Source organism: Serratia sp. CC22-02, assembly GCF_900182895.1.
GTDB classification, from domain to species: Bacteria; Pseudomonadota; Gammaproteobacteria; order Enterobacterales; family Enterobacteriaceae; genus Serratia; species Serratia nevei.
Genome location: NZ_FXUD01000001.1, coordinates 386,135 through 406,812, shown reverse-complemented (window position 1 = coordinate 406,812; position 20,678 = coordinate 386,135). Strand labels below are relative to the sequence as shown.

The 20,678-nt window shown below is 60.8% G+C and carries 21 protein-coding genes, 1 pseudogene and 1 other annotated feature; of the genes and pseudogenes, 9 read left to right on the top strand and 13 right to left on the bottom strand.

The annotated features are described in order from the left end of the window. Positions 1–19: 19 nt before the first annotated feature. Together QOL81_RS01840 and QOL81_RS01835 are read right to left on the bottom strand one after the other, a co-directional pair. Complete coding sequence (locus QOL81_RS01840) at positions 20–970, bottom strand: amidohydrolase family protein (RefSeq protein WP_060439811.1); 951 nt, start codon at positions 968–970, stop codon at positions 20–22. A gap of 172 nt (positions 971–1,142) precedes the next feature. Then, entirely contained in the window at positions 1,143–1,439 is a 297-nt protein-coding gene (locus QOL81_RS01835; RefSeq protein WP_033634770.1) for a YciI family protein, read from the bottom strand. Positions 1,440–1,614: 175 nt separating this feature from the next. On the opposite strand from QOL81_RS01835, the gene QOL81_RS01830 reads away from it, so the two are divergent. Next, positions 1,615–2,268, top strand: a complete 654-nt coding sequence (locus tag QOL81_RS01830; protein ID WP_025303057.1) for an epoxyqueuosine reductase QueH — start codon at positions 1,615–1,617, stop codon at positions 2,266–2,268. A gap of 236 nt (positions 2,269–2,504) precedes the next feature. Beyond that, complete coding sequence (gene tonB / locus QOL81_RS01825; RefSeq protein ID WP_049271333.1) at positions 2,505–3,248, top strand: TonB system transport protein TonB; 744 nt, start codon at positions 2,505–2,507, stop codon at positions 3,246–3,248. Between the two features lie 70 nt (positions 3,249–3,318). On the opposite strand, the gene yciA is transcribed toward tonB, so the two are convergent. Next, a complete protein-coding gene (gene yciA / locus QOL81_RS01820; RefSeq protein WP_004932085.1) occupies positions 3,319–3,747 on the bottom strand; it encodes an acyl-CoA thioester hydrolase YciA in 429 nt (142 codons plus the stop codon). Positions 3,748–3,823: 76 nt separating this feature from the next. Continuing rightward, positions 3,824–4,363 carry a septation protein A gene (locus QOL81_RS01815; RefSeq protein ID WP_004932082.1) on the bottom strand — a complete coding sequence of 180 codons (540 nt, stop codon included), beginning with the start codon at positions 4,361–4,363 and terminating at the stop codon, positions 3,824–3,826. Between the two features lie 221 nt (positions 4,364–4,584). Between QOL81_RS01815 and QOL81_RS01810 the strand changes: the two genes are divergently transcribed. Beyond that, complete coding sequence (locus tag QOL81_RS01810; protein ID WP_038877273.1) at positions 4,585–6,288, top strand: SulP family inorganic anion transporter; 1,704 nt, start codon at positions 4,585–4,587, stop codon at positions 6,286–6,288. A gap of 52 nt (positions 6,289–6,340) precedes the next feature. Here the strand turns inward: QOL81_RS01810 and QOL81_RS01805 are convergent, their stop codons facing one another. Together QOL81_RS01805 and QOL81_RS01800 are read right to left on the bottom strand one after the other, a co-directional pair. Next, positions 6,341–7,093: a YciC family protein gene (locus QOL81_RS01805; protein WP_049232944.1), complete on the bottom strand. Its 753-nt coding sequence runs from the start codon at positions 7,091–7,093 to the stop codon at positions 6,341–6,343. A gap of 34 nt (positions 7,094–7,127) precedes the next feature. Beyond that, positions 7,128–7,568: a YkgJ family cysteine cluster protein gene (locus tag QOL81_RS01800; protein WP_033634766.1), complete on the bottom strand. Its 441-nt coding sequence runs from the start codon at positions 7,566–7,568 to the stop codon at positions 7,128–7,130. A gap of 286 nt (positions 7,569–7,854) precedes the next feature. Here QOL81_RS01800 and ompW point away from each other — a divergent pair, with 286 nt between their 5' ends. Then, a complete protein-coding gene (gene ompW / locus QOL81_RS01795) occupies positions 7,855–8,487 on the top strand; it encodes an outer membrane protein OmpW (protein WP_019452715.1) in 633 nt (210 codons plus the stop codon). 44 nt (positions 8,488–8,531) lie between these two features. On the opposite strand, the gene QOL81_RS01790 is transcribed toward ompW, so the two are convergent. From QOL81_RS01790 to QOL81_RS01765, 6 genes and pseudogenes are all read right to left on the bottom strand, one after another. Continuing rightward, positions 8,532–8,846: a BON domain-containing protein gene (locus QOL81_RS01790; RefSeq protein WP_016927515.1), complete on the bottom strand. Its 315-nt coding sequence runs from the start codon at positions 8,844–8,846 to the stop codon at positions 8,532–8,534. 217 nt (positions 8,847–9,063) lie between these two features. Further along, complete coding sequence (gene trpA, locus QOL81_RS01785; protein ID WP_060439812.1) at positions 9,064–9,870, bottom strand: tryptophan synthase subunit alpha; 807 nt, start codon at positions 9,868–9,870, stop codon at positions 9,064–9,066. Further along, positions 9,870–11,060 (bottom strand): tryptophan synthase subunit beta, encoded by a 1,191-nt coding sequence (trpB, locus tag QOL81_RS01780; protein ID WP_033634762.1) that lies wholly within the window; start codon positions 11,058–11,060, stop codon positions 9,870–9,872. The genes trpA and trpB overlap by 1 nt, the downstream gene beginning before the upstream one ends. A gap of 41 nt (positions 11,061–11,101) precedes the next feature. Continuing rightward, positions 11,102–12,463: a bifunctional indole-3-glycerol-phosphate synthase TrpC/phosphoribosylanthranilate isomerase TrpF gene (gene trpCF, locus QOL81_RS01775; RefSeq protein ID WP_080432917.1), complete on the bottom strand. Its 1,362-nt coding sequence runs from the start codon at positions 12,461–12,463 to the stop codon at positions 11,102–11,104. A gap of 3 nt (positions 12,464–12,466) precedes the next feature. Continuing rightward, positions 12,467–14,063, bottom strand: a pseudogene (gene trpD, locus QOL81_RS01770) (bifunctional anthranilate synthase glutamate amidotransferase component TrpG/anthranilate phosphoribosyltransferase TrpD). Further along, positions 14,063–15,625, bottom strand: a complete 1,563-nt coding sequence (locus QOL81_RS01765; RefSeq protein ID WP_283439592.1) for an anthranilate synthase component 1 — start codon at positions 15,623–15,625, stop codon at positions 14,063–14,065. The pseudogene trpD and the gene QOL81_RS01765 overlap by 1 nt, the downstream one beginning before the upstream one ends. 24 nt (positions 15,626–15,649) lie before the next feature. Then, positions 15,650–15,753, bottom strand: a sequence feature (Trp leader region). 252 nt (positions 15,754–16,005) lie between these two features. Between QOL81_RS01765 and rnm the strand changes: the two genes are divergently transcribed. The 5 genes from rnm to rluB all read left to right on the top strand — a co-directional run bounded on the left by rnm (position 16,006) and on the right by rluB (position 20,045). Beyond that, positions 16,006–16,887: an RNase RNM gene (gene rnm, locus QOL81_RS01760; protein ID WP_049232948.1), complete on the top strand. Its 882-nt coding sequence runs from the start codon at positions 16,006–16,008 to the stop codon at positions 16,885–16,887. A 47-nt stretch (positions 16,888–16,934) separates the two neighbouring features. Next, positions 16,935–17,555: an L-threonylcarbamoyladenylate synthase gene (locus QOL81_RS01755; protein ID WP_049232951.1), complete on the top strand. Its 621-nt coding sequence runs from the start codon at positions 16,935–16,937 to the stop codon at positions 17,553–17,555. Positions 17,556–17,670: 115 nt separating this feature from the next. Further along, the gene (locus tag QOL81_RS01750) at positions 17,671–18,030 is read left to right on the top strand and encodes a Rap1a/Tai family immunity protein (protein ID WP_070913657.1); all 360 of its coding nucleotides are present in this window, start codon (positions 17,671–17,673) and stop codon (positions 18,028–18,030) included. 148 nt (positions 18,031–18,178) lie between these two features. Beyond that, positions 18,179–18,976, top strand: coding sequence for an alpha/beta fold hydrolase (locus QOL81_RS01745; protein ID WP_070913658.1), 798 nt, complete (start codon positions 18,179–18,181; stop codon positions 18,974–18,976). A 163-nt stretch (positions 18,977–19,139) separates the two neighbouring features. Continuing rightward, entirely contained in the window at positions 19,140–20,045 is a 906-nt protein-coding gene (gene rluB / locus QOL81_RS01740) for a 23S rRNA pseudouridine(2605) synthase RluB (protein WP_025303042.1), read from the top strand. 38 nt (positions 20,046–20,083) lie between these two features. Here the strand turns inward: rluB and cobO are convergent, their stop codons facing one another. Further along, the gene (gene cobO / locus QOL81_RS01735; protein WP_070913659.1) at positions 20,084–20,674 is read right to left on the bottom strand and encodes a cob(I)yrinic acid a,c-diamide adenosyltransferase; all 591 of its coding nucleotides are present in this window, start codon (positions 20,672–20,674) and stop codon (positions 20,084–20,086) included. Positions 20,675–20,678 lie beyond the last annotated feature (4 nt).

The following is a 20,678-nucleotide window of genomic DNA, read 5'->3' as shown; positions in this document are numbered from 1 at the left end:
CTCACTGAGCCTTGACGTGTCAGTTTGTACCCAGCCCAAACAGCGCTGCCGCATTGCGATCCAAAATGGCGTTCACCTCTTCCTCCGGCAAACCCGCTCGCCGGATGTAGTTCACCGTGGTTTGAAACAGGTCGCCCGGTTGGAACGGAAAATCGGTGCCGAACAGCAACCGCTGTGCGCCGAACGTCGCTGCCGCCGCTTGCAGTGCGGGCACCTGATCGTGGCCTACCGTGTCGTACCACATGCGCAGGGCGGCGCGGCTTGGGGGTTCCGGCGTATTCGGCGCCTCCCACGCGACGGTCTGGTCGAGGCGTTCCAGCGTCATCGGCAGCAGGCCGCCCAGATGCGGCACAATGATTTTCATCTCCGGAAAGCGTTGAGGGATGCCGTTGAGGATAAAGTGCATGGCGGCGACCGTGTCTTCGATCGGCGCGCCGATCGACCAGGTCAAGGCGTAGTCGGCGATGAGCGGCGAGTGCGCGCCGCGGCCGGCGGGATGAATGGCCAACACGCTGTGGCGGCGGTTGAGTTCCTGATAGAGCGGCTCGAACAGCGGGTTGGCGATAGACAACCCGAGCACTGAGGTGGTGATGCAGGCGCCCAGCATATTGAGCTGGGTAAAGGCCCTTTCAAGCTCGCGTAACGCAACGTCGATATGCGGCAGCGGCAAGGAAGCGATAGCCCGGAAGCGGGTGGGATAACGCGCTACCAGCTCCGCATATTCATCATTGATCCGGCGCGCGGCATCAACGGCCGCCTGCTCGTCTTCCAGATGCGGCGACAGCGGCGTCGCCGACAGGATTTGCATGTCGATGCCGGCCTTATCCAGCAGGGCGAAACGCGCGTCGAGCTCGCGCTCGGTGCGGCCGGCGCCCAGGTGCCGATAGGCGGCAACTTCATGCACGCCATGCGCTTGCAAAAGATCCAGATACTCTGTGCTCCACAGGTGGGCGTGTACGTCGAGTCGCATCGGTCGATCTCCTGAGTTCGCGGCGATGCCGCGGGTTCAGAAGAGTATAGGCAGGCGACGCGACAGCCCCTGGAGGGAGGGCATTTTTTCTACCGACGGGTTAGGGTGAGAGCACGCATTGATCCGGGAACGGCGCGCGAACGGGCGTTCCCGGTATTGGGAGGGCTGGAGATCAGAACACCTGCTTGAACGGCTTCACCGTCACGTCGGCATAGACGCCGGCGGCGATATAGGGATCCTGCTGCGCCCAGGCCTGGGCTTGCGCCAGCGACTCGAATTCGGCGATCACCGTCGAGCCGGTAAAGCCGGCGGCGCCGGGATCGTTGCTGTCGATGGCCGGGTTAGGGCCGGCGACCACCAGGCGGCCGGCGTCGCGCAGCGCCTGCAGGCGCGCCAGGTGTGCCGGGCGTACCGCCAGGCGATTTTCCAGCGAGTTGGGGACGTCTTGCGCGTAGATCAGATAAAGCATGTTTCACCTTTAAAATCATGGCTATAAAACGGTGCTACCAAGGTAGCGCAAAAGGCGCGGCAGGGGAACGGTGCGCGGCGAATTTCCCGGCGGATTGGCGCTTATGCCTTGAAGCCGCTACTTTTTATTCGTATAGTGCGGCGCGCTTAAACTGATATGCCATTGAGGTGAGGATATGACGGAACTGGTAAGGGAAAAACTCGATTTGCCGGCGGGCAAAAGTAAACTGCTGCTGCACTCTTGCTGCGCGCCCTGTTCCGGCGAGGTGATGGAAGCGATCCAGGCCTCCGGGATCGAGTACGCCATTTTCTTCTATAACCCCAACATTCACCCGCAAAAAGAGTATCTGCTGCGCAAGGAAGAGAACATCCGTTTCGCCGAGCAGCACGGGGTGCCGATCATCGATGCCGATTACGACACCGACAACTGGTTCGCCCGCGCCAAGGGGATGGAGAATGAGCCGGAGCGCGGGATTCGTTGCACCATGTGTTTTGACATGCGTTTCGAGCGCACGGCGCTGTATGCGCATGAGCACGGTTACGACACCATCTCCAGCTCGTTGGGCATTTCGCGCTGGAAGAACATGCAGCAGATCACCGACTGCGGCATCCGGGCGGCGGAAAAATATCCCGATTTGGTGTACTGGGATTACAACTGGCGCAAGAAGGGCGGTTCGTCGCGCATGATAGAGATCAGCAAGCGCGAACGCTTCTATCAGCAGGAATACTGCGGCTGCGTCTATTCGCTGCGCGACACCAACCTGCACCGCAAGGCGCAAGGGCGGCCGCTGATTAAGCTGGGCGTGCTTTACTATGGTGATGAAGAATAACGCTTAATCACCGCAATCAACCCGCTACGGCGGGTTTTTTATTTTTTGACGCCCGGCCAAACGTTAATGAAGCGTGTTGTTCCGGCGATAAAAAAGCAACGGTGAGGTTAATATCCTTATGAGTTTGCTGGTTTTAGCCGCGCAGACTGACGATTAAAGCGATAGTTTGCCTTTCGTTATTGAATATGATTGCTATTTGCATTTAAACTTGGCGAACCAGAGGAAACAGAATCATTATGCCGCTAAAAAAGATGTTCCTTAATCGCCGTATATCCGTGCCTTTCGTCTTGTCCGTAGGCCTGCACAGCGCCCTGGTGGCGGGATTGCTTTACGCTTCGGTAAAAGAAGTGGTGGAGCTGCCGAAGCCAGAGGACGCGCCGATCAGCGTCATGATGGTCAACACCGCCGCGATGGCCGAACCGCCGCCACCGGCGCCGGCCGAGCCGGAGCCGCCGCAGGTCGAACCTGAGCCGGAGCCAGAACCGGAACCTATCGTGGAGCCGCCGCCGAAGGCGATCGTGAAACCCGAGCCGGTCAAGCCGAAACCGAAGCCTAAGCCGAAGCCGAAGGTCGAAAAACAGGTTAAACCGGAGCCGAAGAAGGTTGAGCCGCGCGAGCCGTCGCCGTTCAACAACGATTCACCGGCGAAACCGATCGATAAAGCGCCGGTGAAACAGGCGCCTGCCGCGCCGGTGCAGGGCAACTCGCGCGAGGTCGGGCCAAGACCGATCAGCCGCGCCAATCCGCTCTATCCGCCGCGGGCCCAGGCTTTGCAGATCGAAGGCAACGTGCGGGTACAGTTCGATATCGACAGCGACGGGCGCGTCAGCAACGTGCGCATCTTGTCGGCCGAGCCGCGCAATATGTTCGAGCGTGAAGTGAAGCAGGCGATGCGTAAATGGCGCTATGAGGCCAAAGAAGCGAAAGATCGCACCGTCACTATCCGCTTCAAGCTGAACGGCACGACCGAAGTGAACTGAGTCCGGTAACCACCCAAAAAGAAAGGGTCGCCTCGGCGACCCTTTTTGTATTTGCGGTACAGCCGCCGGCTTATTCTTCGAAGCCAACGCGGAAATTCATTTTGCCCTCAGGCAGCGCGCGCGAGTTGCCTTCCGCATCGACCGCCACATAGGTGAACACCGCTTCGGTCGCCCGGTAGCGCTGGCCGATCGGCGCGGAAGAGACTTTCTTGACCCACACTTCGATATTGATGGTGATCGAGCTGCGCCCGGTGCGGATGCAGTGCGCATAGCAGCAAACCACGTCGCCGACCGCCACTGGTTTCAGGAAGGTCATGCCGTCCACGCGCACGGTCACCACGCGCCCTTCGGCGATCTCTTTGGCCTGGATGGCGCCGCCGATGTCCATTTGCGACATCAGCCAGCCGCCGAAGATATCACCGTTGGCATTGGTATCGGCCGGCATGGCCAGCGTGCGCAGCACCAGCTCGCCGCTGGGTAAAGGTCGTTGTTGTGTCATAGCAGTCTGCTTTTAAAAGGAGGGAATAACATCATACTGCCCGCGGCAAGCGCCGCAGGCATTAACAATTTTGTAACTATTTTTTCTGTTCTTCCGGCATGTGCCGGTAAATATAGATACCGCTGAGGAGGGTGAAGACCAGCGTCAGCACCGTCAGGCCAAAGACTTTGAAATTGACCCAGACGCTTTGCGGCAGCCAGAAGGCGACATAGATGTTCGCCAGGCCGCAGGCCAGGAAGAAGACTGCCCAGGCCAGGTTGAGGTTGCTCCATACTTTGTCCGGCAGCGTCAGCTCTTTGCCCAGCATGCGTTGAACCAGCGGTTTTTTGAGCACCCATTGGCTGATCAGCAGCGCCAGCGCGAACAGCGCGTAAATCACCGTGACCTTCCATTTGATGAACAAATCGTTGTGGAACACCAGCGTCAGGGTGCCGAACACCAGCACCATCAGGAAGGTGATCAGCGTCATCTTCTCGACCTTGCGGTATTTCACCCAGGTGAACACCAGCGCCAGCGCGGTGGCGACAATTAACGCGCCGGAAGCGACGTAAATGTCGTACAGCTTGTAAAAAGCGAAAAAGACAATTAGCGGGAGGAAATCAAGAAACTGCTTCATAAATCAATCCATCATCTGTTCATCGGCCGACTATACCGGATTCGGCGAGCTCTGTGTACCGCCGGGCGTTGCCGATTATCGGCGTTTGGCCGGCGGATTTCTGCCGCGAAAGCAGGAATTTGCATAAACTTACGCAAGAAAGCGCGGGCACATTGCCAGTGCGGGCCGCAGGCCGCATAGTAAGTGTCATAATAACCAGATAATTTACCGCGGAAAACAGCATGCAGTGGAAATCTCTCCAGGCCTTGACGCCGGGTTTGACGCATTTATTGGGGTATCAACGCAGCTGGCTCAAGCCGGATATTCGCGCCGGCCTTTCCGTCGCCGCCGTCGCCTTGCCGGTGGCCATCGCCTATGCCGAGCTGGCCGGGGTCAGCCCGGTGGTGGGGCTCTATTCCTGTATCTTGCCGATGGTGGCCTATGCGCTGTTCGGCTCGTCGCGCCAGCTGATCGTCGGGCCCGACGCCGCCACCTGTGCGGTGATCGCCGCGGTGGTGACGCCGCTGGCGGCGGGTAATATGGAGCGCCATTGGCAGCTGACCATCATGATGACCGCGATGATGGGCGGCTGGTGCCTGCTGGCCAGCCGGTTCAAGCTGGGGGCGCTGGCGGATCTGCTGTCGCGGCCGATCCTCAGCGGGCTGCTGAATGGGGTGGCGATCACCATCATCGTCGATCAGATCGGCAAGGTGTTGGGATTCACGGTGCGCCCGGCGCAGCTGATCGAGCGCATCTACGCGCTGCCCGGCAACCTGCTGCACAGCGACTGGTTGACGATGGCGGTGTCGTTGTTGACGCTGGTGACGCTGCTCGGATTTAAAAAATGGCGGCCTAACTGGCCGGCACCGCTGTTTGCCATCGTGCTGGCGGCATTCGTCACCTGGGCCGGCGGCCTGCAGCAGCATGGCGTGGTGACGGTGGGCGGTTTCAGCGGCGTGTTGCCGATCGTCCAGTGGCCGGACTTCCAGCCCGGCTTGCTGCGCGACATGGTGATCCCGGCGCTCAACCTGGCGGTGGTGAGTTTTGTCAGCATGATGCTCACCGCCCGCAGCTTTGCCGCCAAGAACGGTTATGAGGTGAACGCCGACGCCGAGTTTCGTGCACTGGGGCTGGTGAATATCGTCTCCGCGCTGTCGCAAGGTTTCGCCATCAGCGGTGCGGACTCGCGCACCGCGGTGAATGACGCCAACGGCGGCAAGAGCCAGCTGGTGTCGGTCATCGCCGCTGCGGTCATCGCCTTCGTCTTGCTGTTCCTGATGGCGCCGCTGCAGTTTATTCCGGTGGCAGGATTGGGCGTGGTGCTGATGTATGCGGCCTGGTCGCTGCTGGACATTCGCGGCATCTGGGTTTTGCGCCGCCGCAACGCGCAGGCGTTTCGCCTGGCGCTGTTTACCTTCCTCAGCGTGCTGCTGGTGGGGGTGATCAGCGGCATCGGGCTGGCGGTGTTGCTGGGGCTGATGCAGTTTCTGCGCACCGTCTTCCGGCCGACGGAGCAGCTGCTGGGCGTCAACGACGAAGGCATGATCCATTCCATGGGCAACAACAATGGGGTGAAGGCGGTACCTGGCGTCATGATGTATCGCTTCAATTCGCCGCTGACCTATTTCAACGTGGCGTACTTCAAACGCCGTATTCTCAATTTGGTCGACGGCACGCCGTTCCAGCCGCGCTGGGTGGTGGTGGATGCGGTAGCCAGTTTTACCCATGCCGATATCAGCGTGCTGGCGGCCATCGACGAGCTGAAACGCGATCTATTACAGCGTAATGTTAAGCTGGTGCTGGCGGGGCGCCGCACCGAGCTGACGCGCTGGTTCCGCATCAACCGCTTAGGGCGCGACAAAGAGCTGATTTTGGTGCCGGACCTGTATCTGGCGCTGAAGCTGATTCAGAGTAAGGAGCAGGCGGAAGCCGCCACGGTGGGGTAAACAAAAAAGGGGCGCGCCGAAGCGTGCCCCTTGGGTTTTGGTTGCGTCGGCGTTAGCCGCGCAGCAGCATGTACAGGCGGAACAGGTAGATCAGCAGCAGGGCAGACACCAGGTTGCTCAACGCGGTCAACACCACGCTGGCGACGTTTGGCGTCAGCACTGACAGATGGCTCACCAAAAACAGCACCAGCAGCTTGGCCGCCAGCCACAGCATCATCGCCGGCACGATCACGCGCGCATTGGCGAAGGCCAACTTGCTGCTCAGCTTGAGCGAAGCGAACACGCCTTTTTTATCGACGGAGGCGATCACCGGCGCCAGCGCGAAGGCGATCGCCATGAGCACGCCCGGCACCACAAACAGCGTCAGGCCGAGCTGGATCAGCAGGGTGCAGATAAACAGCAGCAGCAGCAGACGCGGCAGATCGGGCGCCGAGGCACCGAGCGCGCGCAGGGCGCTGGTGCGTTCCCCTTGCGACACCAGACGGATCAGCGTCAGCATCCCGCCGACCAGCAGCACGTTGCCGACCAGCGCGGAGAAGGTGGCGGCCGCCGACACTTTCAGCAACACCATCTGCTGTTCCGGCGTCATCTGCTGGATCACTTCCTGAATGCCCATACCGGTAGACGAAGCGAAATCGCTGGTGGTGGCAGCGAGCGTCGCCAACTGTTCGGCATCAGGGCTGAAGGCCTGATTCAGCAGCACGGAGATAAACGCCGTCAACAGCGCCAGCATCAGGATGCTGGCCAGTTGGTTGCGTAAAAAGTTAAAACTGTCACGGTACAAAGCGTTGGCCGTGATAGGCATGCAGACTCCTTGGCGTCGGGAAAACAGAGATAAATCAGTGGGTGATTGTACCCTGTTCCACGCCGCTGTGGCACCCCGCGAATTGCACTACGCCTATTTCTTCAACGATCGTCGTCTCAGGCAGCGAGAGCGGCAGGGGCACCGGCAGGGGCGGCAGCCCGTAGCGTTCCCGGGCGCGATCGCAGGCTTCGTTGCGCAGGCCGTTTTCGCCGGACTGATCGAACTCTCTGCACGGGCTGGGCCGATTGAGGTAGATCGAGCAGGACACGGCTTTGCCGATCTCGCCGTCCAGCGCGTTGCAGCGGGGGGACTTGCTGTTGGTCCCCTGCATGCAGCGCAGGAACGGGGTCAAAGGCTCCGTTAAGGAAAGGGGAACGGTGCCGCCGCCGTCTTCGGCTTCGGCCCAATAGAATGACACTCGAAAATAACCGCAGCATGCGCCGCAGCTGACACAGGGATTAAGGATTTCGCTCATCTTGATTGCCCACCGACTCCTTACGGCACCAACCAAAACCAACACGGAAAATGAAATTACCTCAGCCGCATTTTTCTCCGCAACCGAAATTTGAACATGTAGATAATTTGCAACAAAATCGATTTTTTGATGCAGATCAATCCTTGATTTATTAGGCGGTTAGGTAACCTTGTTTTTAGTGGGATTTTAAATTTTTACACATAAGATGTGATCTCGATGGGATCACAAATACCCGAAAGTAGGTATATTCCCCCTCGAGCGATTAACCACACAAATGGAATGGATAATGAAAAAGACAACTCTGGTGGTATTGGCGACGATGATGGCGCCTATGTTGGCAAGTGCGCATCAGGCCGGTGATTTCCTGTTCCGCGCGGGCACCGCGACGGTGCGTCCAAATGCGGGTTCGGACAACGTATTGGGGTTGGGTTCGCTGGATGCGAAAAACAACACCCAGCTCGGTCTGACCTTCGGTTACATGGTGACGGACAACATCGGCGTTGAGTTGTTGGCCGCAACGCCATTCCGCCACAAGGTTACGCTGGGCGGCACCGATCTGGCGACCGTTCACCAATTGCCGCCTACGCTGATGGCGCAATACTACTTCGGCGACAAGCAGGACAAACTGCGGCCTTACCTGGGCGTCGGCGTTAACTACACCACCTTCTTCGACGAGAAGTTCAACGACTACGGCAAAAGCGCCGGGCTGAGCAACCTCGACCTGAAAGACTCCTGGGGTGTGGCGGCGCAGGCCGGCCTGGATTACAACCTGGATGAACACTGGATGCTGAACATGTCGGTGTGGTGGATGAACATCGAAACCAAAACTCGCTTCAACGATGCGAATGGCGGGCACCACAGCTTCGATACGCGTCTGGATCCGTGGGTGTTTATGTTCGGGGCGGGTTATCGCTTCTGATGAAGGCCACAGACAGGGAGGCGTTGCGCCTCCCTGTGTCGGTATTATTTAACCTGCATCACGTTTTCAACCGATTTTACGCCGGCCACGCCACGAGTGACCTGCACCGCACGGTTGGCGTCGTCGCTGGACGTCACGAAGCCGCTCAGCTGTACGCGTCCTTTAAAGGTTTCCACGCTGATCTCGCGCGACTTGATGTTTTTATCCGCCAGCAGTGCCGATTTCACTTTGGTGGTGACTACGGTGTCATCGATATAACCGCCTGTTCCCTCTGATTTTGCCGTCGGCGCGCAAGCGCTCACCGCGACCGCCACAACGGCTGCCATGCACAAGGCCGAAAGGGTTTTAAACAGCTTCATAAATTACTCTCCATGCAATGTTATGGTTGAAATTCGCTACGGTTTTTCGCCGCAGCGAGCGCATTCCCCAAATCAAACGAAGAAATGCATAGCGAACAAAGTTCATTGTGAGACAAGACCTGAGTTTGTTCAAATTTTTGCTGTAAATAAATGGAATAAACTTTGAGGGGAAACAAGCTGTTAAAGCGAGCGCCGGCGGGGCGCTCGCTGGAGAGGATCACGCCCGGGTGGCGCGCTTCATACTGCTGACGAAGGCCGCCAGCTTGGTCAGCATCTCCGCCGGGTTGGCATGGTGCTGTTCGATGATTTTGACGATTGCCGAGCCGGAGATCGCGCCGGCGGCCCCGGCCTGCAGTGCGGCCTTCACCTGCTCGGGTTCGGAGATGCCGAAGCCCTGCAGCGGCGGCGCGGCGTGATACTCGCGCAGCTTGTTCACCAGGTGATGCAGCGGCAGCTGAGCCCGGCTTTCGGTGCCGGTCACCCCGGCGCGCGACAGCAGATAGGTGTAGCCGCGGCCGTGCGAGGCGATTTCACGCAGCAGATCGTCATCGGCGTTCGGCGGGCAGATGAAGATCGGTGCGATACCGTGGCGCGCGGCGGCGGCGCGGAACGGCGCAGACTCTTCAAACGGCACGTCGGCGACCAGCACCGAATCCACGCCCACTTCGGCGCAGCGTTGGTAAAACGCATCTATGCCTTTATGGAACACCAGGTTGGCGTACATCAGCAGGCCGATGGGAATGGTCGGGTGCTTCTGGCGGATGGCCGCCAGCATCTCGAAGCACTGGGTCGGCGTGACGCCGGCGGCGAAGGCGCGCAGCGTCGCGCTTTGGATGGTTGGGCCATCCGCCAGCGGATCGGAGAAGGGGATGCCCAGCTCCAGCGCGTCCGCGCCGGCTTCGATCAGGGTGTCGATAATCTGCAGCGACAGCGCCGGATTAGGATCGCCCAGCGTCACGAACGGGACGAAGGCGCCTTCCTTGCTGCTTTCCAGACGCGTGAACAGTTGCTGATAACGTTCCATCAGATTTCTCCCCGTGCTTTCAAAATGTCGTGAACGGTAAATATGTCTTTGTCGCCGCGGCCGGACAGGTTGACCACCAGGATCTGCTCTTTCTGCGGCGTTTCACGGATCATTTTCAGCGCGTGCGCCAGGGCATGTGAGGATTCCAGCGCCGGGATGATGCCTTCATGGCGCGACAGTGCCTTGAACGCTTCCAGCGCTTCGTCGTCGGTTATCGACACGTATTCGGCGCGGCCGGTGCTGTTCAGGTAGGCATGCTGCGGCCCGACGGACGGGAAGTCCAGCCCGGCGGAAATCGAATAGGACTCTTCAATCTGGCCTTCGGCGGTCTGCATCATCGGCGCCTTCATGCCGAAGTAGATGCCGACGTGGCCGTGCTTGAGCGGTGCGCCGTGCTGGCCGGTTTCGATGCCCAGACCGGCGGGTTCCACCCCGATCAGCCCAACGTCGGCGTCATCGATAAAGTCGGCGAACATGCCGATGGCGTTGGAGCCGCCGCCGACGCAGGCGATAACCGCATCCGGCAGGCGGCCTTCGCGCTCCAGCACCTGCGCTTTGGTTTCTTCGCCGATCATGCGCTGGAATTCACGCACGATGGTGGGGTACGGGTGCGGGCCGGCGGCGGTGCCGAGCATATAGTGCGCGGTTTCATAGCTGCCGGACCAGTCGCGCAGCGCTTCGTTGCAGGCGTCTTTCAGGGTGGCGGAGCCGCTGTGCACCGGGATCACTTCCGCGCCCATCAGCCGCATGCGGAACACGTTCGGCGACTGGCGCTCGACGTCTTTGGCGCCCATATAGATGCGGCACTTCAGGCCGAGCAGCGCGCAGGCCAGCGCCGACGCGACGCCGTGCTGGCCGGCGCCGGTTTCCGCGATGATCTCGGTTTTGCCCATGCGCTTGGCCAGCAACGCCTGGCCCAGCACCTGGTTGGTCTTGTGCGCGCCGCCGTGCAGCAGGTCTTCACGCTTCAGATAAAGCTTGGTGTTGCTGCCGGCGGTGAGGTTTTTGCACAGCGTCAGCGCCGTCGGGCGGCCTGCGTAGTTCTTCAGCAGATCGATAAATTCCGCCTGAAATGCCGGATCGCGCTGGGCGCTGACAAAGGCTTCTTCCAGTTGTTTCAGGGCCGGCATCAGAATTTGCGGCACATACTGGCCACCAAATTCGCCGAAGTAGGGGTTAAGCAGCGTCATGAGATTTCCCGTTATTATCCGTTATTAATATAGAGCCGTATTCAGTAGGCGCGCAGGGTCTGGAAGACCGAGGCCAGGCGCGCGGGATCTTTGATGCCCGGTTCGCTTTCCACGCCGGAGTTGAAGTCCAGCCCGGCGCAGCCGAGCTTGGCCGCATCGACGCAGTTGTCGGCGCGCAGGCCGCCCGCCAGCATCACGTTAGTCAGATCTTCGCCTTGCAATACCGACCAGTCGAAGCGTTGGCCGGTGCCGCCGGCGCCGTTGTCCAGCAGATAGCGATCGACATGCTGCAGATCGCGCGCCGGCACCCGATCTTTCACGCTCAGCGCTTTCCAGATGCGGCAATCGGCCGGCAGGCGGGCGCGCAGGGCGCTGATATAGGCCTGGTCTTCCGCGCCGTGCAATTGCACCGCATGCAGCCCGAGGCGCTCAACGGTCAACGCCACGGTATCGACCTGGGCGTCGCAGAACACGCCGACGTACTTCAGCGGCGCGCCGGAGATCACTTCGCGGGCGCGGGTGATGTCCACATAGCGCGGTGAACGCCCAACGAAAATCAGCCCGCCGTAGATGGCGCCGGCCTGATAGGCGGCGGCGGCGTCCTGCGGACGGGTCAGGCCGCACACTTTGTTGTCGCCCAGGATCACGCGGCGCACGGCGGCGCGCAGATCGGCTTCCGACATCAGCGCGCTGCCGATCAGGAAACCGTTGGCGTAATGGCTCAGCTCGCGGATCTGCCCGTAGTTGTTGATGCCCGACTCGCTGATCACCGTCACGCCATGCGGCACGCGCGGCGCCAGTTGACGGGTGCGGTTCAGATCGATGCTCAGATCGCGCAGATCGCGGTTGTTGATGCCGACCACGCGCGCTTCCAGCGCGATCGCGCGCTGCAGCTCTTCTTCACTGATCACTTCGGTCAGCACGCCCATGTTCAGGCTGTGAGCCACCGCGGCCAGCTGGCGGTACTGTTCGTCGGTCAACACCGACAGCATCAGCAGGATGGCGTCGGCCTGATAGTAGCGCGCCAGGTAAATCTGATACGGGTCGATGATAAAGTCTTTGCACAACACCGGTTGGCTGACGGTTTTACTGACCAGCGGCAGGAAATCGAAGCTGCCCTGGAAGTATTTCTCGTCGGTCAGCACCGAGATCGCCGAGGCGAAGTCTTTATAGACCGTGGCGATCTCCACCGGATCAAAGTTCTCGCGAATCAGCCCCTTGGAAGGCGAGGCCTTCTTGCATTCGAGAATGAAAGCCGTCCGGGTGCCCTGCAGCGCGTGGTAGAAGCTGCGTTCGCTCGGTACGATGTCATTCTGAAAGCCGGCCAGGGGCTGTTGCTGTTGTCGCGCCGCGATCCATTGCGCTTTGTCGCGGACAATCTTGTGTAGCACGGTTTCCTGCATCATTTATCCTCTTGCCGCCAGTGCGATGACACGCTCATAGGCCTGCCCGCTGTTGATCATATCCAGTGCCTGCCGCGCATTTTGGCGCAGGTCTTCATGTCCGAATAACTTCAGAAGCAACGCGACGTTGGCCGCGACCGCCGCGGCGTGCGCCGGCTCGCCTTTACCTTGTAACAGCCGCGCCAAAATGTCACGGTTTTCTTCCGGCGTGCCGCCCAGCAAGGCTTCCAGCGGATAGGTTTCCAATCCGAAGGACTGCGGCGTGAGCTGGTAGCTGCTGATTTCGCCGTTGTTCAATTCCGCCACGTGCGTCGTGGCGTGGATCGCCACCTCGTCCATGCCGCCGCCGTGGACCACCGCCGCACGCTGATAACCCAGCACGCGCAGGGTTTCGGCAATCGGCAGCACCAGTTCCGGGCTGTATACGCCGATCAGCGCCAGCGGCGGACGCGCCGGGTTGATCAGCGGGCCCAGCACGTTGAACAGCGTGCGGGTCTTCAGCTGCTGGCGCACCGGCATGGCGTGGCGAAAACCGGTGTGATACTGCGGCGCGAACAGGAAGCACACGCCGAGATCGTCCAGCGCCTTGCGCGCTTCTTCCGCCGGCAGATCCAGGCGGATGCCGAACGCCGCGAGCAGATCCGAGGAGCCGGAGCGGCTAGAGACGCTGCGGTTGCCGTGCTTGGCGATCTTCGCGCCGCACGCCGCCGCCACGAAGGCGCTGGCGGTGGAAATATTGATGCTGTTGGTGCCGTCGCCGCCGGTGCCGACGATATCGGCGAACGGGTAGTCAGGGCGCGGGAACGGCTGAGCGTCGTCCAGCAGCGCTTTGGCGGCGCCGGCGATCTCTTCCGGGCGCTCGCCGCGAACTTTCATGCTGATCAACGCCGCCGCCAGTTGGCTCGGCTCCAGTTCGCCGCGCACGATGGCGCTGAACAGCTGTTGGCTTTCCTGCTGGCTCATCGACTCGGCGCGGTACAGTTTCTCAAGAATAGGTTGCATCGTCGTGTTCCTTATATTACTTCGCCAGCGCCCAGGCCAGGGTCTGCTCAAGCAGGCGCGCGCCGTGGGTGGTCAGAATCGATTCCGGGTGGAACTGGAAGCCGCACACGCGGCGACGGTCGTCGCGCACCGCCATCACCATCTCGCCGAAACGGGCGTTGACGGTAAGATCGGCCGGGATATTGCTGCCGACCAGCGAGTGGTAGCGCGCCACCGGCAGGGGGTTAGCCATGCCGGCGAACATGCCTGCGCCATCGTGAACGATTGCCGAGGCTTTGCCGTGCAGGATCTCGCCCGCCTGGCCGACCTGGCCGCCGTAGGCTTCGACGATCGCCTGGTGACCGAGGCAGATGCCGATGATCGGCAGCCGGCCGCGCAGGCGCTGCAGCAGTTCCGGCATGCAGCCCGCTTCTGACGGCGTGCCAGGGCCGGGCGACAGCATCAACACCGGCTGGGTCATGTGTTCCAGGCGTTCGATGATCACCTCGGCGGCGATCTGGTTACGGTAAATCACCACCTGGTGGCCGCTGGCGCGCAGCTGATCGACCAGGTTGTAGGTAAAGGAGTCGACGTTGTCGAGCAACAGGATATCGGCCATCAGAACACCTCCTTGGCATGGTGCGCAGTGGCGATGGCGCGCAGCACGGCACGGGCTTTATTACGGGTTTCGTCGGCTTCTGCCTGCGGGATGGAATCCAGCACCACGCCGGCGCCGGCCTGCACGGTGGCGATGCCGTCTTCAACGTAGGCGGAACGGATGACGATGCAGGTATCCAGATCGCCGGTGGCGGTGAAGTAGCCTACCGCGCCGCCGTAGCTGCCGCGGCGTGTGCCTTCGGAGGCGGCGATCAGCTGCATCGCGCGCACTTTCGGCGCGCCGCTCAGGGTGCCCATGTTCATGCAGGCCTGGTAGGCGTGCAGCACGTCGAGATCGGCGCGCAGAGTGCCCACCACCCGGGAAACCAGATGCATGACGAACGAATAGCGGTCCACCTTGGTCAGGTCGGCCACGTAGCGGCTGCCGGCCTGGCAGATGCGCGCCAGATCGTTGCGCGCCAGATCGACCAGCATCAGGTGCTCGGCCAGCTCTTTGTGGTCGGTGCGCATTTCCAGCTCGATGCGGCTGTCGAGATCCAGATCCAGCGAACCGTCCTTACTCCGGCCGCGCGGGCGAGTGCCGGCGATCGGGTAGATTTCGATTTGGCGATTGCCCGCGTCGTATTTCAACGCGCTCTCCGGCGAAGCACCGAACAGGGTGAAGTCATCATCCTGCATGAAGAACATGTACGGGCTGGGGTTGTTGTCTTTCAAGGTCTGGTAGGCCGCCAGCGGCGCCGGACAAGGCAGGGAGAAGCGGCGCGACGGCACCACCTGGAAAATCTCGCCCTGACGGATAGCCTCTTGCAGCCCGCTGACCACCGCGCCGTACTCTTCGTCGCTCTGGTTGCAGCTCAGCTGCATGTTCTCCAGCGTTTGATGCGGGATCGGCTGCGGGGTTTGTTGCAACTCGGTCTGCAGCTGTTCCAGACGTTGCTGCAAACGCTGCGCTTCACTCGCCTGCTCGCTGAAGACGCTGGCCTGCAGACGGGCCGTACCGCGTTGGTGATCCAGCACCAGCAGGGTTTCCGCCAGATAGAAGCAGAAATCCGGGCAGCGCTGATCCTGGCGCAGCGCCGGCAGGTCTTCGAAACCGGCGACCAAATCGTAGGCGAACAGGCCGCCCAGCATCACGGCTTCGCGCTCGTCCGCCGGGGAGTCCACCAGGGTCAGCAGCGTGCGCAGCGCATCGAACACCGACAGTGAACGCAAGCGGGCGTCTTCGTCCTGCACCGCGTCGATGGCCGGGAAGGTCAGTTCGCGGCCGTTGGGGCGCGCCCGATTGCGCACCTCGGGCGGCAGCGCTTCGTCCAGCAGCGGCAGCAGCGCTGCGCCGTTGGCGGTCAGCGCCTGTACGCTGACGGTATGACCCAGTGCGGTAATGCGCAGCGCGCTGTCAATCACCAGCAGGCTCTGCAGATTCTGTTTGCTGTTGATTTCCGCCGATTCCAGCAGCAGGGTGGCCGGACGAGCACCGCACAGCTGGTGGAAAATGGTGGTGGGGTCGCCCCGGTAGCTGGCTTGCGCCTTCAGCAATGTCAGTTGTGGTTTGGTGTTCATCATCGGTGGTTCCAGTGAATTCTGTCCATAAAAAAGCCCGCATCAGGTGCGGGCTCAGGAAATCTGCATTGTCAGATGACAGCTATGCGCGATTACACCGCCCGCAAGAGGGAGGTACGCCACCAACCGTGAAGAGAAATGTAGTTGTTCATTTGCCGACTCTCTCTGTTAACGCTCATCTGACACGGCCGTTGCCGTGAACTTGTGTACTAGTTAACTGGTTCGCGGCAGCAAAGTCAACCCTCTTTTTGCACAATGTTTTAGCGGTCAGCGTGAATTCTATTCATCATCCGCCCGGCGCCTGCGGCCAGGGCAGAATAGATTTCCGTCCGGCCGCCGATCGCGGGTATGATAGAAATCCAAGCCATTGCCGGATAGCCGTTTTGACAGACAGTAACCCCCAATCCACCGCTTTTACTCTGTACGACCTCCACAGCCACACGACCGCCTCCGACGGCTACCTGACGCCGACGCAGCTGGTGCAGCGGGCGGTCGAGATGCGCGTGGGCGTGCTGGCGATCACCGATCACGATACCACCGCCGGGTTGGCCGAGGCCGCCGCCGCCATTGCGGAGCAGGCGTTGCCGCTGCGGTTGGTCAACGGGGTGGAAATCTCGACGCTGTGGGAAAATCATGAGATCCATATCGTTGGATTGGGCATGGACGTCGCGCACCCGGCGCTGGTGGCGCTATTGGCGGAACAAACCGAACGCCGCAATCGCCGTGCGCAGGAGATCGGCGTGCGTCTGGGCAAGGCGCGCATTCCCGACGCCTATGCCGGCGCCCAGCGGTTGGCGGGGGCCGGTGCGGTGACCCGCGGCCATTTCGCCCGTTACCTGGTGGAGATAGGCGTGGCGGACAACATGGCGCAGGTGTTCAAGAAATACCTGGCCAAGGGCAAAACCGGCTACGTGCCGCCGCAGTGGTGTACAATAGAACAAGCCATTGATGCGATTCATCAATCGGGCGGTCAGGCGGTGATGGCGCATCCCGGCCGTTACGATCTGACCGCGAAGTGGTTGAAACGTTTGCTGGCGTATTTCGCCGAACACGGCGGCGACGCCATGGAAGTGGCGCAGTGTCAGCAGGCGCCGCATGAGCGCTCGCAATTGGCGAAATACGCCCAGGACTACCGCCTGTTGGCCTCGCAAGGCTCTGATTTTCATCAGCCTTGTTCGTGGATCGAACTGGGCCGCAAACTGTGGCTGCCGGGCGGCGTCGAGCCGGTGTGGCGCGATTGGCCGCAGCCGGGCGAGGCGGTCTGATTTTACGCGCGTGGCAACGCGCGCGGGCATCATTTTAGGAGCAAGTCATGAGTCAGCTTTTTTATATTCACCCGGACAACCCGCAGCCGCGTTTGATTAACCAGGCGGTTGACGTGCTGCGCAAGGGCGGGGTGATCGTTTATCCCACCGATTCCGGCTATGCGCTGGGTTGCATGCTGGAAGAGAAGGCGGCGATGGAGCGCATTTGCCGCATCCGTCAGCTGGACGGCAACCACAACTTTACCCTGATGTGCCGCGATCTGTCCGAGCTGTCGACCTATGCGCACGTCGATAATACGGCGTTCCGCCTGATCAAAAACAATACGCCGGGCAACTACACCTTCATTCTGAAAGCGACCAAGGAAGTGCCGCGCCGTCTGATGAATGACAAGCGCAAAACCATCGGCCTGCGCGTGCCGTCGAACCCGATCGCATTGGCGCTGCTGGAGGCGTTGAACGAACCGATGATGTCCACCACGCTGATGCTGCCGGGCAATGACTTTGCCGAGTCCGATCCGGAAGAGATCAGCGATCATCTAGGCAAGGTGGTCGATCTGGTGATCCACGGCGGCTTCCTCGGCCAACAGCCGACGACGGTTATCGATCTGACCGAATCCTCACCGGAAGTGGTGCGTGAAGGGGCGGGTGACGCGGCGCCTTTCCGTTGATGTCAATTGTTGCCACCTTGCCCATTGTCTGAAAATCGGCTGAAGCGACGCTATTTCGCATGAAAGCCGCTATTCTTGATTACTTCAGAATTGATAATGGGCAGGATGCGCAGCAATGATTAAACAGGTTTCTTTTTTAGCGGCCTTATTATTTTCCTCAATGGCAAATGCGGGGTTTTATTCGGGCAGCGGTTTGCTGGCGGAATCCGGCGGTTACGTAAAAAATAAAAACGGTGAAGCCACCGTGGCCGAAGCGCTGAATGGCGGCATGTTCATGGGATACGTCGCCGGCGTATTCGATACCTATTCCATGCAGGGCAATCGCAATATTTGCCCCGAAGCCGGGATGAGCATCGGCGTAGCCGCCGACGCGGTGATGCAATATTTGAACGAGCATCCTGAGCAGCTGCATTATTCCGCACCGTCGGTGATCATGCTGGCGTTAAGCGCCGCCTATCCCTGCGTGCGCCATTAAGTTCCTATTCCAATTCGTGCGCATTTTTTCATAAGGTGCGCTCGGACTCTTTCCGCACGAACTTCAATAGATCAATGCCTGCTGCGCTGTCACCTTATCCCCGTCGGTATTTCCCGAACGGGTCGGGGAGAGACGCGCAGGAGGTAATATGACCGCATTTCACAGCGCCAACATGGCGCTCGACTATCAGGATATCGGCTCAGGGCCGCTCACGTTGGTGCTGCTGCCCGGCTGGTGCGAGCCGAAAACCGTATTTGAGCCGTTCATCGCTCTGGCCGCCGAACGCTATCGGGTGATCAGCATCGACTGGCGCGGCCACGGCCTGTCGTCAAAAGCGGCGGGGATGTCGCTGGCGGCGGACGATTTGCTGGAAGATGTGCGTCAGCTGCTGTCGGCGCTGCGTTTGGACAACGTGATCACCCTGTCGGTGGCGCACGCCAGCTGGCTGGCGGTGGCGCTGGCCGAAGCATTGCCGCAGCGGGTACGGGGCATGGTGTTTCTCGACTGGATCATGACGCAGCCGGAGCCGGCGTTCTTTACGGCGGTGAGCCGCATGCAGCAGCCGCAGCAGTGGCTGGCGGCGCGCGACGCCTTGTTCGACTTCTGGCAGGGCGGCATCCGCCACGATCGGGTCAAACGCCATCTGGAGGTCGAGATGGCGCAGGAAGATTACCGGCTCTGGCGTGCCGCCGGCGTGGCCATCGAACAGGCCTACCGGCAATTCGGCTCGCCGCTGCAACGCCTGGCGGGAATGAGCGCGCCGCCGCCGTGCCGGCATATTTACTCGTTGGATCGCCGCGACGACTATCTGCGGCAGCAGCAGGCATTTGCCGCCGAGCAGCCGTTTTTCTCCGTGGTACGGTTAGGGGAGGCTCGTACTCACCTCGGCATTCTGGAACGGCCCGACGCGGTGCTGTGGGCGGTGGAGGATTTTTTAGCGCCGTGAACGCCGCCTGAAGGGGGGCACCGCCGATAAAGTGGGTTTCAACACCTTAGAAAGCCTGTATAATGCGCGGTTCGATCCTGATAAACGTATTATTACCGTGGTGGCGCTTGGCCGCGGCGGTTATCCCCCCGACGCCTGTGAAGGCGACATTAGAGGTTGCTCAATGAGCGAAAAGTTACAGAAAGTTTTAGCGCGCGCCGGGCATGGCTCGCGTCGTGAAATCGAAACCATGATTGAAGCCGGGCGCGTCAGCGTCGACGGCAAGGTCGCCAAGCTGGGCGATCGCGTTGAAGTGACGCCGGCGATGAAAATTCGTCTGGACGGTCATGTCCTGTCGATCAAAGAATCCGAAGAGGTGGTTTGCCGGGTGCTGGCTTACTACAAACCGGAAGGCGAGCTGTGTACCCGCAGCGATCCTGAAGGCCGCCCGACGGTGTTCGATCGCTTGCCGAAGCTGCGCGGTTCACGCTGGGTGGCGGTAGGGCGACTGGACGTCAACACCTCCGGTCTGCTGCTGTTCACCACCGATGGCGAACTGGCCAACCGTCTGATGCACCCGAGCCGTGAAGTGGAGCGCGAGTATGCGGTACGCGTGTTCGGCCAGGTTGACGATGCGAAAGTGAAGCAGCTGAGCAAGGGTGTGCAGCTGGAAGACGGCCCGGCCGCCTTCCGCACCATCAGCTTCCAGGGCGGAGAAGGCCTCAACCAGTGGTACAACGTGACCCTGACCGAAGGCCGTAACCGTGAAGTGCGTCGCCTGTGGGAAGCGGTGGGTGTGCAGGTGAGCCGTCTGATCCGCGTGCGCTACGGCGACATCGATCTGCCGAAAGGCCTGCCGCGCGGCGGCTGGGCCGAGCTGGATCTGCCGGCGATCAACTACCTGCGCGAGCTGGTGGAATTGAAGCCGGAAACGGTCAGCAAAATGCCGGTGGAGCGTGAACGCCGCCGCGTGAAGGCCAACCAGATCCGCCGCGCGGTCAAGCGCCACTCCCAGGTGGCCGGCAGCGGCCGCCGCAGTGCGCCAGGCAGCAAGCCGGGTAAACCGGGCAAGCCAAGCAAACGCAGCTAATCCCTCATTCTGGCCCCGTTCGGGGCCAGAACTTTTTGTTACCAATCGATCCCCTGTTGCGCCTTCACGCCTGCATCGAACGCGTGTTTCACCGGCCGCATCTCCGTGATCGTATCCGCCAGTTCCAGCAGATCGCGATGGCAACCGCGCCCGGTCAAGATCACCGTTTGGTGCGCAGGGCGCTCCAGCAACGCTGCCTTCAGCTCTTCCAGTTCCAGATAGCCGTAGGTCAGCATGTAGGTTACTTCGTCCAGCAGCACCAGATCCAGGCTGCTGTCGGCCAGCATGCGTTTGCCATGCTGCCACACCGCCTGACAGGCGGCGGTATCACCGGCTTTATTCTGCGTCTCCCAGGTAAAACCGGTGGCCATCACCTGGAATTCAACGCCGTGTTGCTGCAGCAGGTTTTTTTCGCCATTGGGCCACTCGCCCTTGATGAACTGGATCACCCCGGCGCGCATGCCGTGGCCAACCGCCCGGGTGACGGTGCCGAAGGCGGCCGTGGTTTTACCCTTGCCGTTGCCGGTAAACACCAGCAGCAGGCCGCGCGTGTCCTGCGCGGCGGCGATGCGGGCATCGACCTGTTCTTTCAGGCGCTGCTGGCGCTGTTGATGACGATCTTCCGCCATGAAA

Coding starts and splice junctions, on each gene's coding strand:
- QOL81_RS01790 (WP_016927515.1), bottom strand. CDS start 8,846: ATGAAGCTGTTTAAAACCCTTTCGGCCTTGTGCATGGCAGCCGTTGTG.
- rluB (WP_025303042.1), top strand. CDS start 19,140: ATGAGCGAAAAGTTACAGAAAGTTTTAGCGCGCGCCGGGCATGGCTCG.
- ompW (WP_019452715.1), top strand. CDS start 7,855: ATGAAAAAGACAACTCTGGTGGTATTGGCGACGATGATGGCGCCTATG.
- trpA (WP_060439812.1), bottom strand. CDS start 9,870: ATGGAACGTTATCAGCAACTGTTCACGCGTCTGGAAAGCAGCAAGGAA.
- QOL81_RS01835 (WP_033634770.1), bottom strand. CDS start 1,439: ATGCTTTATCTGATCTACGCGCAAGACGTCCCCAACTCGCTGGAAAAT.
- QOL81_RS01755 (WP_049232951.1), top strand. CDS start 16,935: ATGAGTCAGCTTTTTTATATTCACCCGGACAACCCGCAGCCGCGTTTG.
- trpCF (WP_080432917.1), bottom strand. CDS start 12,463: ATGCAGGAAACCGTGCTACACAAGATTGTCCGCGACAAAGCGCAATGG.
- QOL81_RS01745 (WP_070913658.1), top strand. CDS start 18,179: ATGACCGCATTTCACAGCGCCAACATGGCGCTCGACTATCAGGATATC.
- QOL81_RS01830 (WP_025303057.1), top strand. CDS start 1,615: ATGACGGAACTGGTAAGGGAAAAACTCGATTTGCCGGCGGGCAAAAGT.
- trpB (WP_033634762.1), bottom strand. CDS start 11,060: ATGACGCTGCTTAACCCCTACTTCGGCGAATTTGGTGGCCAGTATGTG.
- QOL81_RS01800 (WP_033634766.1), bottom strand. CDS start 7,568: ATGAGCGAAATCCTTAATCCCTGTGTCAGCTGCGGCGCATGCTGCGGT.
- yciA (WP_004932085.1), bottom strand. CDS start 3,747: ATGACACAACAACGACCTTTACCCAGCGGCGAGCTGGTGCTGCGCACG.
- QOL81_RS01810 (WP_038877273.1), top strand. CDS start 4,585: ATGCAGTGGAAATCTCTCCAGGCCTTGACGCCGGGTTTGACGCATTTA.
- cobO (WP_070913659.1), bottom strand. CDS start 20,674: ATGGCGGAAGATCGTCATCAACAGCGCCAGCAGCGCCTGAAAGAACAG.
- QOL81_RS01805 (WP_049232944.1), bottom strand. CDS start 7,093: ATGCCTATCACGGCCAACGCTTTGTACCGTGACAGTTTTAACTTTTTA.
- QOL81_RS01765 (WP_283439592.1), bottom strand. CDS start 15,625: ATGATGAACACCAAACCACAACTGACATTGCTGAAGGCGCAAGCCAGC.
- QOL81_RS01750 (WP_070913657.1), top strand. CDS start 17,671: ATGATTAAACAGGTTTCTTTTTTAGCGGCCTTATTATTTTCCTCAATG.
- QOL81_RS01815 (WP_004932082.1), bottom strand. CDS start 4,363: ATGAAGCAGTTTCTTGATTTCCTCCCGCTAATTGTCTTTTTCGCTTTT.
- QOL81_RS01840 (WP_060439811.1), bottom strand. CDS start 970: ATGCGACTCGACGTACACGCCCACCTGTGGAGCACAGAGTATCTGGAT.
- tonB (WP_049271333.1), top strand. CDS start 2,505: ATGCCGCTAAAAAAGATGTTCCTTAATCGCCGTATATCCGTGCCTTTC.